General features: G+C 58.1%; 14 protein-coding genes and 1 pseudogene. 9 read left to right on the top strand and 6 right to left on the bottom strand.

Annotated features, from left to right (window positions below):
* The first annotated feature begins 269 nt into the window (after window positions 1-269).
* On the top strand, window positions 270-1,406 hold the full coding sequence (locus QA609_RS21240) for an agl cluster protein AglQ (protein ID WP_278304629.1): 1,137 nt from the start codon (window positions 270-272) through the stop codon (window positions 1,404-1,406).
* Here the strand turns inward: QA609_RS21240 and QA609_RS21235 are convergent.
* A complete protein-coding gene (locus QA609_RS21235) occupies window positions 1,375-2,451 on the bottom strand; it encodes a DUF354 domain-containing protein (RefSeq protein ID WP_278304628.1) in 1,077 nt (358 codons plus the stop codon). The two genes, QA609_RS21240 and QA609_RS21235, sit on opposite strands and share 32 nt — an antisense overlap.
* Entirely contained in the window at window positions 2,438-3,673 is a 1,236-nt protein-coding gene (locus tag QA609_RS21230; RefSeq protein WP_278304627.1) for a GNAT family N-acetyltransferase, read from the bottom strand. The genes QA609_RS21235 and QA609_RS21230 overlap by 14 nt, the downstream gene beginning before the upstream one ends.
* A gap of 175 nt (window positions 3,674-3,848) precedes the next feature.
* On the opposite strand from QA609_RS21230, the pseudogene QA609_RS21225 reads away from it, so the two are divergent.
* Window positions 3,849-4,352 (top strand): annotated as a pseudogene (locus QA609_RS21225) (NAD-dependent epimerase/dehydratase family protein); the annotation flags it as partial.
* Between the two features lie 66 nt (window positions 4,353-4,418).
* Here the strand turns inward: QA609_RS21225 and QA609_RS21220 are convergent.
* Complete coding sequence (locus QA609_RS21220) at window positions 4,419-5,321, bottom strand: polysaccharide deacetylase family protein (RefSeq protein WP_278304626.1); 903 nt, start codon at window positions 5,319-5,321, stop codon at window positions 4,419-4,421.
* A gap of 815 nt (window positions 5,322-6,136) precedes the next feature.
* On the opposite strand from QA609_RS21220, the gene QA609_RS21215 reads away from it, so the two are divergent.
* The 7 genes from QA609_RS21215 to QA609_RS21185 all read left to right on the top strand — a co-directional run bounded on the left by QA609_RS21215 (window position 6,137) and on the right by QA609_RS21185 (window position 12,753).
* Complete coding sequence (locus QA609_RS21215) at window positions 6,137-7,123, top strand: SDR family oxidoreductase (RefSeq protein ID WP_278304625.1); 987 nt, start codon at window positions 6,137-6,139, stop codon at window positions 7,121-7,123.
* Window positions 7,124-7,355: 232 nt separating this feature from the next.
* Window positions 7,356-7,481 (top strand): hypothetical protein, encoded by a 126-nt coding sequence (locus QA609_RS21210; protein WP_278304624.1) that lies wholly within the window; start codon window positions 7,356-7,358, stop codon window positions 7,479-7,481.
* A 22-nt stretch (window positions 7,482-7,503) separates the two neighbouring features.
* Window positions 7,504-8,025 carry a sugar-specific transcriptional regulator TrmB gene (locus tag QA609_RS21205; protein WP_278304623.1) on the top strand — a complete coding sequence of 174 codons (522 nt, stop codon included), beginning with the start codon at window positions 7,504-7,506 and terminating at the stop codon, window positions 8,023-8,025.
* A gap of 1,082 nt (window positions 8,026-9,107) precedes the next feature.
* The gene (gene aglF / locus QA609_RS21200; RefSeq protein ID WP_278304622.1) at window positions 9,108-9,842 is read left to right on the top strand and encodes a UTP--glucose-1-phosphate uridylyltransferase AglF; all 735 of its coding nucleotides are present in this window, start codon (window positions 9,108-9,110) and stop codon (window positions 9,840-9,842) included.
* A gap of 644 nt (window positions 9,843-10,486) precedes the next feature.
* Complete coding sequence (locus tag QA609_RS21195; RefSeq protein ID WP_278304621.1) at window positions 10,487-10,690, top strand: hypothetical protein; 204 nt, start codon at window positions 10,487-10,489, stop codon at window positions 10,688-10,690.
* Between the two features lie 240 nt (window positions 10,691-10,930).
* Window positions 10,931-12,121: a transposase gene (locus QA609_RS21190; protein ID WP_278304620.1), complete on the top strand. Its 1,191-nt coding sequence runs from the start codon at window positions 10,931-10,933 to the stop codon at window positions 12,119-12,121.
* A 446-nt stretch (window positions 12,122-12,567) separates the two neighbouring features.
* On the top strand, window positions 12,568-12,753 hold the full coding sequence (locus tag QA609_RS21185) for a hypothetical protein (RefSeq protein WP_278304619.1): 186 nt from the start codon (window positions 12,568-12,570) through the stop codon (window positions 12,751-12,753).
* 138 nt (window positions 12,754-12,891) lie between these two features.
* Here QA609_RS21185 and QA609_RS21180 read toward each other — a convergent pair whose 3' ends face one another.
* From QA609_RS21180 to uppS, 3 genes are all read right to left on the bottom strand, one after another.
* On the bottom strand, window positions 12,892-13,518 hold the full coding sequence (locus tag QA609_RS21180) for a hypothetical protein (RefSeq protein WP_278304618.1): 627 nt from the start codon (window positions 13,516-13,518) through the stop codon (window positions 12,892-12,894).
* 261 nt (window positions 13,519-13,779) lie between these two features.
* Window positions 13,780-14,052 (bottom strand): hypothetical protein, encoded by a 273-nt coding sequence (locus QA609_RS21175; protein WP_278304617.1) that lies wholly within the window; start codon window positions 14,050-14,052, stop codon window positions 13,780-13,782.
* Between the two features lie 265 nt (window positions 14,053-14,317).
* On the bottom strand, window positions 14,318-15,250 hold the full coding sequence (uppS, locus tag QA609_RS21170; protein WP_278304616.1) for a polyprenyl diphosphate synthase: 933 nt from the start codon (window positions 15,248-15,250) through the stop codon (window positions 14,318-14,320).
* Window positions 15,251-15,455 lie beyond the last annotated feature (205 nt).

Raw genomic sequence — 15,455 nt, 5'->3', positions numbered from 1 at the left:
GCATACCGAACTGAGGTTCTGTAAGGACCGTTTGTTGTAAAGAGCTCGAACTGGACGAACTGAATCAGGGTGAGAGCGTGCCGACACAACAGCATTATACATTTGAAATAGAAATGCCGTTCCCAGAAGTAAAGACTTTTGAATCTTTCTTGTAATAGTGGACGTGTACAACTGGGTTCGTTATTGGTTGATCGACCATGGATAATATACAACAGCTTTTGTGTTCTGTTTCGGAAGAATTTATAAATAACCAGAATAACGATGGATCAATGCCAGCGGGCCACAATGGTCCGTACGCTGATCAAGAAACCCCTGTTCGAAACACGGGACACTGGCTTATCACCTTTGCAAATGTGTATGAATCAACTGGTGATGAGAGATTCATTAACGCCGTACAAGACGCAGCCACCTACCTTTTGAGCGAAGATGCTCGTCCAGGAGACACAACTTTTCACCATCGTGATAGCGATGAAAAAGATAGCTGTAACGGTGTAATGGGGCAGGCCTGGACAATTGAAGCACTTACTATTGCTGCAAAGGCACTTGATCGAAACGATTTGATCGAAGTTGCTGAGGAGGTATTTCTTCTACATCCGTTCAATGAAACAGTTGGCCTCTGGAAACAGGTCGAGATCGATGGGACTGTTCTCGGGTTCGACACGACTTTTAATCATCAGCTCTGGTTTGCAGCCGCTGGTGGTCTCCTCGCGCGTAATGAAAACGTCTCTAAAGAGGTTGAAGAGCAGGTCTTGACTTTCCTTGATAACCTTAGCAGCCTCATTAGCACAGCTCCGCCCGGTCTCATTTATCATCGATCCGTTCCAGAGTTCGGCATTAAGACCACGAACAATTTAGCAAGAGAGGACAAAAAGCTATTTGTACTATCAACTCTCGAGTGGACTAATCTCACTGGGAACCGCGTTCTTGATGCGTTCTTCAACAGCCAGTTCGCACCGGTTCGAAGAGCTCCACTCTCTGGAGAAGAGCACATCCACAAGTCGGCCGGGTATCATTCATTTAATTTGTATGCATTAGCACTACTCTACGAAAGCTACCCTGACCATGGGTTTTGGTCTACTGATACCTTCGAGCGTATTCTCAAGTATGCCGAAACACGAGCATACGTCCAGCGACTCCAGAACAACAAATTCGGGTACGCGTACAATCCTCCTGGATTCGAGGTCCCATTTGCACTCGAGACGTTCTATGGAGATCAAAGTCGAGAGCAACAGAAGATCTGGCTCAAGAGACAGCTCGAGCGTACCTACGACCCAGCAACCAACCGGCTTAGCCGAAACAATCCGGACCCAGAAACGTTGACTGCACGCTTGTATGAAGCAACACGACTTCCGAATCTGGAGCTCTCGTTCGACGTTACTGAGCCATCTTTCGAACCATCCCCGTAATCACGTCCGTCGTATCGACCTTCTCGCTGAGCATCTCTTCCCGACGGTGCTTCCAACGCTCCGGATCGGTTGATTCGAGGATACTCAGAGCGCGTTGCAGCCCGCGTTCGTGTCGGTCCTGCCCCGAGTAGTTGAAGACCAGACCGTACTTTTCCTCAAGTTCGTCAGTGTACCCCCGTCGACTCGAAGAGACGAACACTGCCGGAGTTCCAAGCACTGCACTTTCGGTTGCCATCGTCGCACTCTCACCCACGTAGAGATCCGCAAACGCCATCAGGTCGTGAATTCGATTCGGAGGGATCGAGACCTGCCGATCCTCGATCTCGGTTGGGAGATCCGCTTCGGATGTGATTCGTACCGTTGTGCCGGTCTCCTCGAGCGCGTGGACGACGTCGACGATATCCTCGAAACCACTGTCACCAACGTCGTGCAAGGCATCCCACGAGACTAACCGCAAAATGACGAACGGTTCGTCATGGTCGAGATCAGCCTCTGCTAGAACCGATGGGTCCGGCTCGAATCGGTTAGGGTGAAGGTATGCCAGTTCGTGGTAGCCGCGGTAGTACACCTGCTTCTTTCCGATCGTATCCTGATAGCACTCCGGGGTACAGATCTTCGTCGCGAACGGAAACGCAAGTGCATTCTGCAAGGTAGCGTGCTCAGTATCCGTGAAGACGAGTCGTTTGGCTCTCGTCAGCAGTCCCGGTCGAGATATCGCGACGCCACCCATTGCGACCATGACGTCGGGATCGAACGCTCGAGCTCGTTTCGTCAGTCGATACTCGTATAACAGTTCGACCTTCGCCAGATCGAGGACGGACTCGGTCTTTGGAGCAAGAATCTCGTGATCGATATCGTACTGTTCCAGAAGGTCGCTGACGATCTCTTTCTCCCGAGCGTACACTTCCACCTTCTCACCTTGCTCCCTGAGATCGGTGATCGCGTTTCGAAAGAGGTGAACGTGAGCCGGATGCTGAATACTGAAGATCACTTTCAACGGACGATCTTCCGGAGGGGTACCCGTTGTCCGATTAAACAATGTCATAGAAACTGACGTGGATATTTCCGCGCTGTAATGGTTTTTTGTCCGCTTGCTCTAATTCGTCCCAGACGAGGACCTGTTGATCGACTGCTGCCCATTGATTGTCAATTTCCTTTTCGGAGAGAATTAAAAGTAAATCGAATTCGCGCTCGAGTGCACGACTCTCGATCTGTCTAATCAGTGCGTTGAATACCGCTCGATCCTCGTCTCTTGTCTGCATTTCGAGAACACGACCTTCTATGACGCCATCGTTCTCGTACGGAACCACGATGGCGTAGCCAACGAGTGCCCCATTCCGACGGGCAAGAACAAGATCCGAGTTCGGATACCGAGTGAGATGCTCGATGTCTTCACGCGTTCGTCGAAACGAAGGAGCATCCCCAGAAAGTGTTGTTAACGGCTCGAGGTCGGCTTTGGAGACTGCCTCTCTCACCGTAACGTCGACCTCGCCAGGAGTATCCTCGTAGGTGAGTGTGGTTGAACTGGATGATCGGCCTATCGAAATATCGCCGTTAGCAGCAAGCCGAGCAGACGTAGTAAGAAGGTCTCGGATTGTACTTCCGTCTGTACTCACAGCTTCGACGTAGTCAGTTACTGCTGTATTGGAAAGAGCAGGTCCTACAGACCGCCCGTTGAAATCGTTCCCGGTTGCGACGATCTGGTCAAGCGTTAGCGGACCGTCGCTGGTCCCAACGTGAAATCGGTGACCGACTGCCTCTGCAACCGAATCGATCAGGGGGAGACCGTCAGTAATGAGCGAAGCATAGGTCTCGAGGACGGCTTTCGGAGAGAGAATCCGTAGCTGCAGCGGAAGCGTCCGATATGACCAGCCTCGCTCGAGGTTCGCGTCGAACGTGAGATTTCCCTTGCGATTGAACGCACCAATGTATTGTGCGTCGCTTTGTTCGCTGTACGCTCTCGTGCGTTCATAGAGCTCGGAGTACAGTCCTTGACTCCGGTACTTCGGCGCGACTGCTGTGTCGCCGTAGATGTGGATCGGGATCGTTTCCCCATCAACGACGAACTCTCGCCGAAAGAGGCGACGAAATGCAGCCAATTCGTCGCCGACAGTAATCGAGAACGCGTGCTCGTCAGGGTCGTATCCGGGGTAGTCGTCGTACTTCCACTGGAAGAGTTCCTCGTCGCCCCAATCTCCGAACGATTCGTTCAAAAGGGAAAGTACCTGAGATTGGTCGATCTTCCCAGTTCGAAACTGTCCGCGCATTACCAATCATCAGTTGAGTCAGTAGGATATACTTTTGACGAAATACGTTCGGTCTTTTGTACGGATGGCGGCTCAGTTGTTTCGCGTCTAGACCGAGTAACACGTTCGCCTCCAGGGTAGCCGTCATTGTCTCGAACGAGTTGCCATGACCCTGGATCAGTTCGATTGTCTCCGCGAACAGTACGCGCGCGTCTACAGCGAGATGTACGGCCTCCCGACGGTCTCATTACGCTACTTTACCGTCTATGGTCCGCGGATGCGCCCGAACATGGCAATCTCGAACTTCGTCTCGCGGTGCCTGAACGGCGAGCCACCAGTGATCTACGGCGACGGCCAGCAGACGCGTGAGTTCACCTACATCGACGACGTCGTCGACGTGAACCGCACGCTCCTCACCGACGACGCGGCGGATGGTGAGATCATGAACGTCGGCAGCACCGACACCATCGATATCGAGACGCTCGCCGAAGTGATCCGCGACGAACTCGCCCCAGAGCTCGAACTCGAGTACACCGAGGTACGGGAGGCCGACGCTGCACACACCCACGCCGACATCGAAAAAGCGAACGAGCTGCTGGGCTACGAACCCACACGGGACATCCGCGAGGGCGTCCGGGAGTTTATCGACTGGTACCAGGCCAACCGCGAGTGGTACGAACCGTTGGTTCGACAGTCCTAGTTCGGACTGTCGTTGTATTTGAGTCTCGCAGCAGAACGCTCAGACGCAGTACTGTATAGGTGACCGTCAGTCACCGTTCGTTGTCTCCGGCTGCTCGTGCTGTTGGCAAGCCGGTTTGGGACTCCGTCGAGACGCGACCTCGGTGGAATCGTACGTCAGTTCGGTACAAGACGGCGCGTGCGCCTCGATGACGTCCGTCATCGTCCCAAACTCATACCCACGAGCCCGAATCCGCTCGACCGCCTCGGCGAACAGCTCGAGCGACCCGTCCAGATTCCGTTTCATGATCGACTGCTTGGGCTGTCCAAGCTGATCATGGGAGTCAGTCTGGTAGAAGTCCTGCAGATGCGTGTTGAACACCAGCGGGTCCGGCAACGGTCCGTACTTGAGATAGGAGAGATAGGGGCGACCCAGCAGCTTGAGGTAGCTCTGGCAGACCGGGATCCGCGTGCCGGGCGTCGCCGCGATCGGGACTTCGACGAGGTCGTCGGTTCCCTCCGGACAGTACGGTGCCAGCGGTTTGTCGAGGTTGCTGTAGATGCCGGGTCGGAACGACGGAAAGATACTCGAGTCGAAGTCGAAGCCCTCCGCTTCGAGAATCGCGAACTCTGCGGGATCGATGTTGCCCTGCGGAGCCCGATACCCCTCGGGCTCGTAGCCGAAGTGAGATTCAAAGGCTTCCTTCCCCTTCCGGATCTCGGTCCGGAAATCGTAGGATTTCGACGTGTCGTGTTGGTAGGAGTGGAGGTGGAACTCGCTGTCCAGTTCGGTATCGAGCTTGTCGATGACCTCGGGGTAGCGCTCGATCGTCTTCCCGACGACGAAAAACGTCACGGGGACGTCGAGCCGGTTCATTTGGGCGATGTAGTCGTCGATGTACTCGAACGTGAGATGGTCGTACTCGGGGTCGTCGAAGTACCAGTCGTTCTCGAGATCGAGCGTGAGACACGCCGTGCGATCGCCGCTCACGAACGATCGCCTCCGTGATCCCATGTGGCGTCTCGCCACCTACCCGTCAGACTAGAGACTCTCAGCTGACAATTCATTAGTTGTCTCTGGTGTTCTTCGTTCTAATATATAGTAGTACCCCTCTGTTTGTAGACTAGTTTAATTGAATATGAGGGACTGCCACAATCAGCTGAACACGGGTAGTGGTGACGAGTACTCCTAGACGCAATCTGTTGCCATTCTTGGGAACGTACATATCGACGGTCCAGCGATGCCTGCTTCGTAGAGAGGTGGAAAGAGGCGTGACTCGTCCCCTTGGAATTCGGGGAAACTCGCCGATGCACTCGACGACCTCTTCGTGATGAACGCCGAACAGCCGGCCCAGATGGACACGCCGGCTGCGAGACGATCCTCGAGACGTACTCCTGGCGGGACACCGTCTGCCAGACGACGAACGTCTACCGAGAGGTCGTCGACAGAGAGGGTCAGGCGACAGAACAGCCCGTCGCACACCAGCAGACGAACCCAAACTGACCGTCTGCGCGTGGGCCCCTGCGAACTGATGGACCACTGGAGACCTCGAGGGCGGCTTATTGATCTGGAGTCGTACTACCCTGCAACGTCAACCAGGTGCCCACCCGCTGGCTCGGTTGCATGGACCGCAGCTATTCCGACCACGGGTGTATCGAGGCGACGCTGTAAATCGTGCCACCACCACTGGTGAGCAGTCACGCTCACCCGCTTCAGCACAGGCGAAACGAGAACAACAGCACTGCCACGAGTCGAAATCAGACAGAACGGTATGCTTTTGTGAGTGGGATATCATCACTCGGATAATGAATGTATTAGTGACTGGTGGCGCCGGATTCATCGGCGGCAACCTCGCGGAGGCCTTCGCACACGATGGCCACGACGTCACGGTCTTAGATAACCTCGATCCGTACTACGATACGGGGATCAAGCAACACACCATCGAGATCTGCGAAGAGGCTGCGGCCGACGCCGACGGCACGTACGAGTTCGTCAACGGCGACGTCCGCGACGACGACCTCACCGCCGATCTCGTCGGCGACGCGGACGTGATCTACCACCAGGCCGCCCAGGCGGGCGTCCGAACCAGCGTCGACAACCCGCGCAAGCCCAACTCGATCAACATCGACGGGACGCTGAACGTCCTCGACGCCGCCCGCGACTCCGAGACCGACCGCGTCGTCCTCGCGAGTTCCTCCTCGGTGTACGGCAAACCCGAGTACCTCCCCTACGACGAGGCCCACCCGACGACGCCGGTTAGTCCCTACGGCGTCTCCAAACTCGCCGGCGAGCAGTACGCCCGCGTCTACAGTGAGGTGTACGGCCTGCCGACGGTCTCACTGCGCTACTTCACCGTCTACGGCCCGCGGATGCGCCCCAATATGGCGATCAGCAACTTCGTCTCGCGCTGTCTCAACGGCGAACCACCGGTCATCTACGGCGACGGCCAACAGACCCGGGACTTCACGTATATCGACGACGTCGTCGACGTGAACCAACAGCTCCTCCGCGACGACTCGGCCGACGGCGAGATTCTGAACGTCGGCAGCACCGATAACATCGACATCGAGACGCTCGCCGAGGTGATCCGCGACGAACTCGCGCCCGAACTCGAACTCGAGTACACCGAGGCCCGGGAGGCCGACGCCACCCACACCCACGCCGACATCTCGAAAGCCAACGAGCTGCTGGGCTACGAACCCACGCGGGATATCCGCGAGGGCGTCCGGGAGTTCATCGACTGGTACCGGACCAACCGCGAGTGGTACGAGCCGCTGGTGCGCCAATCGTAGCTGTGTAGCACCAAACCCATAACGGAGCCAGCTATGCGGACCGTGGGGAGTCGACGTCGCTAGCTATCGGTCGGCTCCTCGCGCAAGTACCGGTCGCTCGGACGCACGGCAGTGGACGGCGCAGCTGTCCCGCTCGAGGGTAAGCAAAGTAGGGTGGGGTAGTTGACGCCCACGCGTCGAGTACTTCGCAGCCTGCGAACACAGTTCGGCTTGGATACGTCTCACCGTCCTGATGAGCGCGGACGCAACGCGGTACGCCGGCATCGGAGAGGAGGACGACACCAGCGTGAGCCTCGCACGGGAGCGCTCCGAACTCACAACCGCCACCAAATATTTGAAATATGCGAAAATATATTGAACGCAGCCGCGTATAGACACCCATGACCGAGTTCGACCCGGCACCAGAACCCGATCAGCAGCGGTGGCAAGCGGGAACTGATACGTTCGGCCGAGTCTACGAGGTCGCGCTTGGCGTTACCTCACCCACCCCACACACGGAGATTGCAGAGTTGGCGGACTGTTCTCCAAACGCCGCGAAAAAGCACCTGGATCGGTTGTCCAAGATGGGGATCGTTCGAGCGAACACCGACAGTCGTCCCCCACAGTACGAACGGAACGACGCATACCTCGAATGGCAGGATGCAAGCCGAATCGCAGAGGACCTAACCACCGATGAGATCATCAGTCGGGTCCAAGCGCTCGAGGAACGGCACGCGACGTTCCAAGAGCAGTTCGGAGTCACACATCCGACGGACGTGGCCGTGTTCGATCGAGGCGATCACGAGACCTACCATGAACGGATGGCCGCAGTGGGCAACTGGCAGGGTGTGCGTCGGGATATCCGGCTCTACGAGCTTGCTCGCCAGCTCTCGCAGAACGACGGTCACCTCATTCCAGCGTAATGAGTTCCCCACCGGATGACGAGCCACGGGACTCTGTTGGACCACCCGACCGACAGACCCTCCAACTGCTCGAGCGACAGCTCGGGTCAGATTCGTTAGTGACAGAGACAACGTTCGATCCAAACAGCCACGAACCGCGACTCCTCCGTGCAGTACTCGACGAAAGCCAGTATCCGGAGTCGATTACCACCGTCCGACTCGATATCTGGTGGTTCACAACCGGTGATTTCTCGGTGCACTATGTCGAAGAACCGCTCGAAGGGACTCGGTGGGAGTGTCGATGGGATCGCCATCCAAATTCGCACAACACTCGCTTGCACTTTCACCAACCACCAACTGCTGAAGCGGTAACCGATCTCTCCGTGCCTTCTCTGCACCCACTTGAAGTCTACTCGACGGTCCTTGCTGCAGTCGAAAAGCGAATCGAAGAACTGTGGTCATCGTGAACCGTCTCGAAGCTAAGCCTGAGGATACTCGGCCTGCTCCCCCCTGGCTTGGCACAGCGAGTGCCGGGCGCTCGGACGCACGACAGTGGACAGCTCACCTGTACCGCTCGAGGATCTCCTCGAGCAGTGACCGTCCTCGACACAACACCAGTGGATTGGTCCGCCCCGCGGTCGTCTACTGCGCCCGTCCGATCAGTACGCCGGTCGCACCGACACCATCGACACCCAGACCCTCGCGGGGGTCATCCGCGACGAACTCGCGCCCGCCTCGCCCTCAAGTTCACCGCAGCCGGCGAAGCGGACGCCGCCCACACCCACGCCGACATCGCGACGGCCACCGCCCTGCTTGGCGACGAGCCCACGCGGGATATCCGCGAGGGTGTCCGGGAGCTCATCTACTCAGACGAATCGGGAGTGGTACGAGCCGCTGGTGCGCCAGTCCTAGTACTCGACGACCGGTCTCCGGGACTTCCGTCCTCCATTCGACCGGCGACCCGAGAACGTGCGTTCACCCGAACGGCTATCCGCTCGAGTCAGCTATGAGCCTCGAGACGAGAAACGGAGGTAACGTTTCCTGTTTAAAGATTTTTTATACATGGAAAAATCTATTATACGATGACCCCATCTGTCAGTACTATGCAAGCTGTCGTACTCGCCGCCGGCGAAGGCACGCGGCTCCGACCACTCACGGAGGACAAACCGAAGGGGATGGTCGAGATCGACGAGGAGCCGATTCTGACCCACTGCTTCGACCAGCTCGTCGATCTGGGTGCGGATGAACTGATCGTCGTCGTCGGCTACCTCAAAGAGAAGATCGTCGAGCACTACGGCGACGAGTACCGTGGCGTCCCGATCACCTACACCCACCAGCGCGAGCAGAAGGGCCTCGCCCACGCCCTGCTCTGTGTCGAAGAGCATATCGACGACGACTTCATGCTGATTCTGGGCGACAACGTCTTCGAGGCGAACCTCGAGGACGTCGTCCGCCGCCAGCGCGAGGACCGCGCGGACGCGGCCTTTCTCGTCGAGGAGGTGCCGTGGGAGGAAGCCTCCCGCTACGGCGTCTGTGACACCAATGCGTACGGCGAGATCACCGACGTCGTCGAGAAACCCGACGACCCACCCTCGAACCTCGTGATGACTGGCTTTTACACCTTTACGCCCGCGATCTTCCATGCCTGCCATCTCGTCCAGCCTTCCAATCGGGACGAGTACGAGATCAGCGACGCCGTCGACCTGCTGATCCAGAGCGGTCGGACGATCGACGCGATCGGCCTCGAGGGCTGGCGCATCGACGTTGGGTATCCCGAAGATCGTGACGAAGCCGAAGAACGGCTGCAGGAGGCCGAGCTGCCGGCGACGGCCGACTGAACGGGACTCGTGTCCCGCTGGGGCGTGACCGACCGATCTGTGAGCAGCCATCGAGCTGGATGCCCACCGAGGCGATGACTCCGCCGTCGGCCCGTGGTGGGTAGCTCAGAACCGTCCACCCGAACCACTCGCCCGTGAGATACCGGTCGGAACGACGGACCACACACAGCGCCGCCCATAGTCAGGGATGTCGGCCGGCTCGTCCGCTCGGAGCCACCCGAGAAAGCCCGCCGACACGCTCGATGAGGGCCTCGAGACGGCCGCCGAACAACACCGGATAAAGTACGTTGGGCCGCGGGAACAGACAGGCGATCGCTTGGGCGAAGTCCCGGCAGTCGGTCGGCTCCCCGTACGCCTCCCGACCGGTCGGACACATGGGCAAATCGATGTCATCGGCCGGTCGTACGGCAGCACCTCGACGACCTTGTACTGGTCCACACCGCCATCGGAAAGCACCATCACTGCGGTTCGCTCGACGCGTGTCATAGCCGCTTCTCTGAGGCCATGAGCAGGCGCCCCTTCCCTGCCGGACTGCTCCCGCCGGGCAATTTCTCCCCGACTCAGCCTCCTACTACAACCCACCATACAGTAATTATAAATACATACAACAAAATAAAAGAATTAGACTCAGACGGAGGACTATAGTGGGAACCATCATCGTCGAGTTACAGAACGGCCGCCGCCTCACGTTCGACGAGGTCGTCGTCCTAGATCGAGAGAACGGGAGGTGGCTCCGGTGTGTCCGCGCGGAGCCGAGCTCTCGCGAGGACCTGCCGGAGACAACGAAGTACTACCACCTCGCGAGCGACGTCGATCAGGTCCGCTGGCGGACACCGACTCCCGAGTGAGCCCAGACGACGAGGTGCGGGCGGCGTGGCTCCAGCACTGACGGCCGAGGAGATTGTCAACTTCGAGGTCGCGCGGAGTCCCCTTCTGCTCACGGCTTCGCCGTTCGCATGGTCAGCGGAACCTTCGGTTCCGCGCTATCCTCAAGGAGCGACCGGAGGGAGCGAGTAGGGAGAGGAGGAGCGCGTTCGCATCGGTCACAAGCACCAATCTGTAAGTAGCCATCTACTCACATTGAAATTGTGGCAGACGACTACGTGCGTCGGACGGCAATCACTCGTCTTGAGGTTACGGACGAGCAACGCGACCTCCTCGAAGATACTATCTCCGGGTGGAAGCGTGGTTGCCAAATCGCCACGGATATGGCGTGGGGAAAGTGTAGCGCGAAAAGCGACGTACAGCCCCTCGCCTACGACGACGTACGCGAACACACCGACCTCGGTAGTCAGCACGCGATTCTCGCCACCCACCAAGCTGCACAAGCCATCACCGGCTGTATCGAACGTCGGTCGAAAGGCAAGAAGGTGAGCAAACCGACCTTCACCGCACCCACGGTGAGGTACGATACTCGGACTATGACGCTGTTTGATGACGATACGGTGTCGCTTTCCACCACGGAGAGTCGCGTCCGGTGTGACCTTGCTCTACCCGACGCCGACGATGGCTACCAACGGCAGTACCTCGATTCAGACGAGTGGAGCGTCACGGAAAGTACGCTTACCGCCCGTGATGGCGACTACCACTTACATATCGGCTTCCGCCGACACAAGAATGACACCGAGCGGAACACCGCCGAGGACGGAACGGTTCTCGGGGTTGACCTCGGTATCGAAAACCTCGCCGTCACAAGCACCGCCTACTTCTTCAGCGGGCGGAAGTTGACCCACAACCTCCGCGAGTTCGAGAAGGTACGTGCCGGACTCCAACAGACCGGGACGCGAAGCGCCCACCGAACGCTCGAACAGTCGAGTGACCGCGAACTTCGCTACGTCCGTGACGTACTACACCGGGCGTCGAACGCCATCGTAGACGAAGCACTCCGGTACGACTGTGACGTAATTGTGTTCGAGGACTTGACTCACATCCGCGACCGAACCGGAGCGTCGTGGGGTCACAAGTGGGCGTTCCGATCACTCTCCGAGCAAGTGGAGTACAAGGCCGAAGCCGAAGGAATCTCGGTGAAGCAGGTGGGTTCGGCGTACACCTCGAAGCGGTGCGCCGAGTGTGGTTTCACAGCAGACGAGAATCGCCCGATCCGAAACGACTTCCGGTGCGTGAAGTGCGAGTCGGAAGCGAACGCGGATTACAACGCAGCGAAGAACATCGGGATGCGGTATGTCCGTCGGGGCCAACAGTCGTCTCGGCGGACGGGCAACAGTCAACTTGCCCTACAGTCTGGAACAGTGATGTCCTCAGGTTTCGGAGAAACCTGATGGGCTGCACGAGAGCTTGCTCTCGTGAACACCAAGTGGCGGATTTACCGCCCACCCGGAAGGGTTCGAGGCCGAGTTCATGGACAAGCCCCACCCTCCACGAGCGAACCCGTCAGGGTGAGCGAAGTAGGGTGGGGGAGTTGACCAGGCGACACTAACCCGATCGAAACTGCATGGCGCCACGAGGCTCGAGCGTCGTGGGTTCGGCGCTCTCGGTGTCAGTGCCAGCTATGAGACCGAAAGCGAGGTTCCAGATCCGACCACAGTTGCTCGAGGCAATCGGAGGGAGACGGTAGCCGGCCGAACAGCGGTCGAGTCGAGAACGACTCGGCAACGCAGCCTTCACCCTCCAAGCGGGACTCGAATTTACCACGATGCAAGATCCGAAATATTAATCTTCCTTATATCACCATAGTTATTAGTAACTGGCCGCGAACGACCCGAGTATGCCACACTGTAGCGACTGTGGAACGTACGTCACCCGGGATTTCATTCGAGTGTTCGGTGTCGACGGAAGGGTCACGGGCTGTCCTGACTGTACGACCTACCGGGAACTCAACAACGGTAGCGCCGCCGACGACACGGCTGACTCCCGCACAGAGCAACTCCGAGGAGAGAAACGCCTCCGCTAACCGAACGCCGCGCTCGGAACTCTGCCGTTTCACCTTTCAGAGTCACCGTCTCGCTCGAGAGCACCCTCAAGCTCGGAGGGAATGCTGGGGCTGGCGCGGACAGGGCATACGCCAATCAAAATGACGGAACTAACGGTCTCAGGCCTCGACCGTCTCGAGGACGCGGTCCTGGAGTTCCTCCTCTGACAGCTCGCCGCGGTTGTACGCTTCGACCCACTCGGTCTCGACCGCAAACTCACTGACCTCCTGGCTGCCGTCGGTGGTTTCGACCTCGCCCTCGAGCTGCTGGGATGGGGCATTGTTGCTCTCCACATACGAGCTATAGACGGCCAGAATGCCGTCCATATCACTCGCGAGTTCGAGGGTCGAGGTGTCCTCCTCGGCGATCAACGTTAGGAAGCCGTGCGTATCGTCCTCGTCGTAGTCACCCACCTCGCCACTGTAAACCGTCTCGAGCTGCGTGACGAACTCCTCGGTCGACAGCTCGGCGTCGGTTTCGTCCTCAGTGTCGTTTGCAGCCGTCTCGTTCTCGGTGTCGTCTTCGGCCGTCTCGTTCTCCGCATCGTCTGCAGCCACTTCGTCGGGGTCCGGTTCGTCGTCCGATACCCCGTTCTCATCGTCGGCATCACTCTCGTCGAGCCCGTTTGCACCGTTCGCTCCGTTCTCATCGCCGTCGTCATCAGAACCGAGGATGTCCGAACAGCCGCTGATCAACATCAGTCCGCCGATACTAGCAACCGCCTTCCGTCGTGTCGTCTCTACCATGATAATCTCTGGAGTCCCCTCAAAGGGGGAGTGGGGCCCCTGCTGTGACACAGGACCGGGCCCGAACGTCTGAACGCTGCTGCGTCGAAAAGGAATCAATTTCCAAGCCCAATATTATTGTCGATTGTACTTTCCTCCGTTATCTCAATATCGGACTGAGTTATATCCATCCTGGCGGTCGCCAGACACCAACCGCCTACCGGCAGCCGGTCGCGTACCCGTCACGGGCCCAACCGACCAGATACCCCCTCGCGTAAGCGATCACTCCCCGCTGTCGTCGGTACCGGAGCGCCCTCCGTTGTCGGCCTCGAGGTCCGTTTCAGGGCCGATCTGCCCGCGGTAGAACCCGATTGTGGCCTCGTCTGGGACGCGTTCAGCAATGGTCTCAGTGTCGTGGAGGAGGTAAATGACGTCGTTCGCTCGGAAGAACGCAGTCGCCTCCTGTGGAACATCGGCAATCTCCTGGAGAGTTGCGACGGTCGTCTGCTCTCCGACCGTTATTTCCGCCCCGTTGACCACGACAGTGTGTGGCATATGATGTGTTTCTCACCTGTCTGCTTTGTAAAAACACTAGCTGAATATAGTCACTGTGAAAGACAGGAACGCTTAACGGGCTTCCAGTTCGTCCCGTCAGCAAGGAGTTCGCTCGAGCGAAAGTTGAGTACACCGCTCCAGAAGTACGACCCGCTCAGCGGCACGCTTCGCTTGTCTCCGTGCCGTCGTGGTGGGCGCTATCCTGAAACCGTCGCCCGAACAGCCATCGAGTATTCACAAGACACTACCTGCGAAAAGAGGAGAATCAATCGGGGACCCCTTCGTTCGAATCAGTCAGCTCCATGGTGTCTTCAGATGGCTGTTCTGAAACCGGGAGCGAATCCCGAAAGCGAGCGACAGTCGAGCGTGCTTCGGGAAGGTCCTGGTCGCTCATCGACCGCAGGAGTGTAAGCGCGCGGCGAGCACGCGTCCGCTGCCAGGACTGCTGGCGGTGTTCGTACGTCCGGATCCCGCGCAGGAAGTCGGTTTTCGAGAACTCCGGCCAGTACGGTGTACAGAAGAAGACCGCGGCCTCAGTCCCGTTTGCATGCCACGGCAGGAAGTTCGAGGTCCGTTCACCGCCGCCGGTTCTGATGATGAGATCGACGTCGCGCAGCGGGGTCGCATAAAGTCGCTCCTCGACGGCGTGAATATCGACCTCGTCGGGCTCAAGGGTGCCGGCGTCGACGTCGTCGGCAACGCTTCGCGCAGCCTCGAGGAGCTGGGACCGGCCACCGTATGCGAGGGCGATGTTGAGCACGAAGTCGTCGTATTGCTCTGTCTGGGCCGTCGCGTACGTAACCGCCTCCTGGACGCGTGTCGGGAGACGGTCGACGGTCCCGATCACGTTGATCCGCACCTCGTTGTCGTGGACGCGCTCGGCATCAGCGAACTCATAGAGCTTCTCACAGAGCAGGTCGAACAACGGTTCGTTCTCCTCGTCCGATCGCTCGAAGTTCTCCGTCGAAAACGCATAGAGTGTCAGTTCCTCGACGCCGATCTCCTGACACCACTCGAGGACCTGTTCCGTCGTTTTCGCGCCCGAACGGTGCCCCTCGTGGGTATCGTCCCCCTGCTCTCGAGCGTACCGCCGGTTTCCATCCTGAATAACAGCGACATGAGACGGGGCACCCGACACTTCCTCAGAAAGAAGCTCTTCGTAGAGTGCAGTAGCTTGCTTCCGTATCCATCCATCCATTATAATAACGCAAGTAGACACTCACATGTAAGTTGCGATGATCCTGCATCAAACTGACCGGTATTTTACACACTGGAGCGCTGGTTACGGTCGTCCTCATGAGTCGAAGTCCGTCAACAGACGATCACCCGCTCAAGCACGGTCTATCCGCTCGTAGTCGGATACGTAGCGCGAGCGTGAGTCGTTCGAACGGCACCGATCGCTG

Origin of the sequence: Natronococcus sp. A-GB7 (genome assembly GCF_029688865.1) — an archaeon.
In the GTDB taxonomy this organism is placed as follows: Archaea; Halobacteriota; Halobacteria; order Halobacteriales; family Natrialbaceae; genus Natronococcus.
This window is presented reverse-complemented; position numbering and strand designations above follow the sequence as displayed.

Coding starts and splice junctions, on each gene's coding strand:
- QA609_RS21240 (WP_278304629.1), top strand. CDS start 270: ATGCCAGCGGGCCACAATGGTCCGTACGCTGATCAAGAAACCCCTGTT.
- QA609_RS21235 (WP_278304628.1), bottom strand. CDS start 2,451: ATGACATTGTTTAATCGGACAACGGGTACCCCTCCGGAAGATCGTCCG.
- QA609_RS21230 (WP_278304627.1), bottom strand. CDS start 3,673: ATGCGCGGACAGTTTCGAACTGGGAAGATCGACCAATCTCAGGTACTT.
- QA609_RS21215 (WP_278304625.1), top strand. CDS start 6,137: ATGAATGTATTAGTGACTGGTGGCGCCGGATTCATCGGCGGCAACCTC.
- QA609_RS21210 (WP_278304624.1), top strand. CDS start 7,356: ATGAGCGCGGACGCAACGCGGTACGCCGGCATCGGAGAGGAGGACGAC.
- QA609_RS21205 (WP_278304623.1), top strand. CDS start 7,504: ATGACCGAGTTCGACCCGGCACCAGAACCCGATCAGCAGCGGTGGCAA.
- aglF (WP_278304622.1), top strand. CDS start 9,108: ATGCAAGCTGTCGTACTCGCCGCCGGCGAAGGCACGCGGCTCCGACCA.
- QA609_RS21185 (WP_278304619.1), top strand. CDS start 12,568: ATGCCACACTGTAGCGACTGTGGAACGTACGTCACCCGGGATTTCATT.
- QA609_RS21180 (WP_278304618.1), bottom strand. CDS start 13,518: ATGGTAGAGACGACACGACGGAAGGCGGTTGCTAGTATCGGCGGACTG.
- QA609_RS21175 (WP_278304617.1), bottom strand. CDS start 14,052: ATGCCACACACTGTCGTGGTCAACGGGGCGGAAATAACGGTCGGAGAG.
- uppS (WP_278304616.1), bottom strand. CDS start 15,250: ATGGATGGATGGATACGGAAGCAAGCTACTGCACTCTACGAAGAGCTT.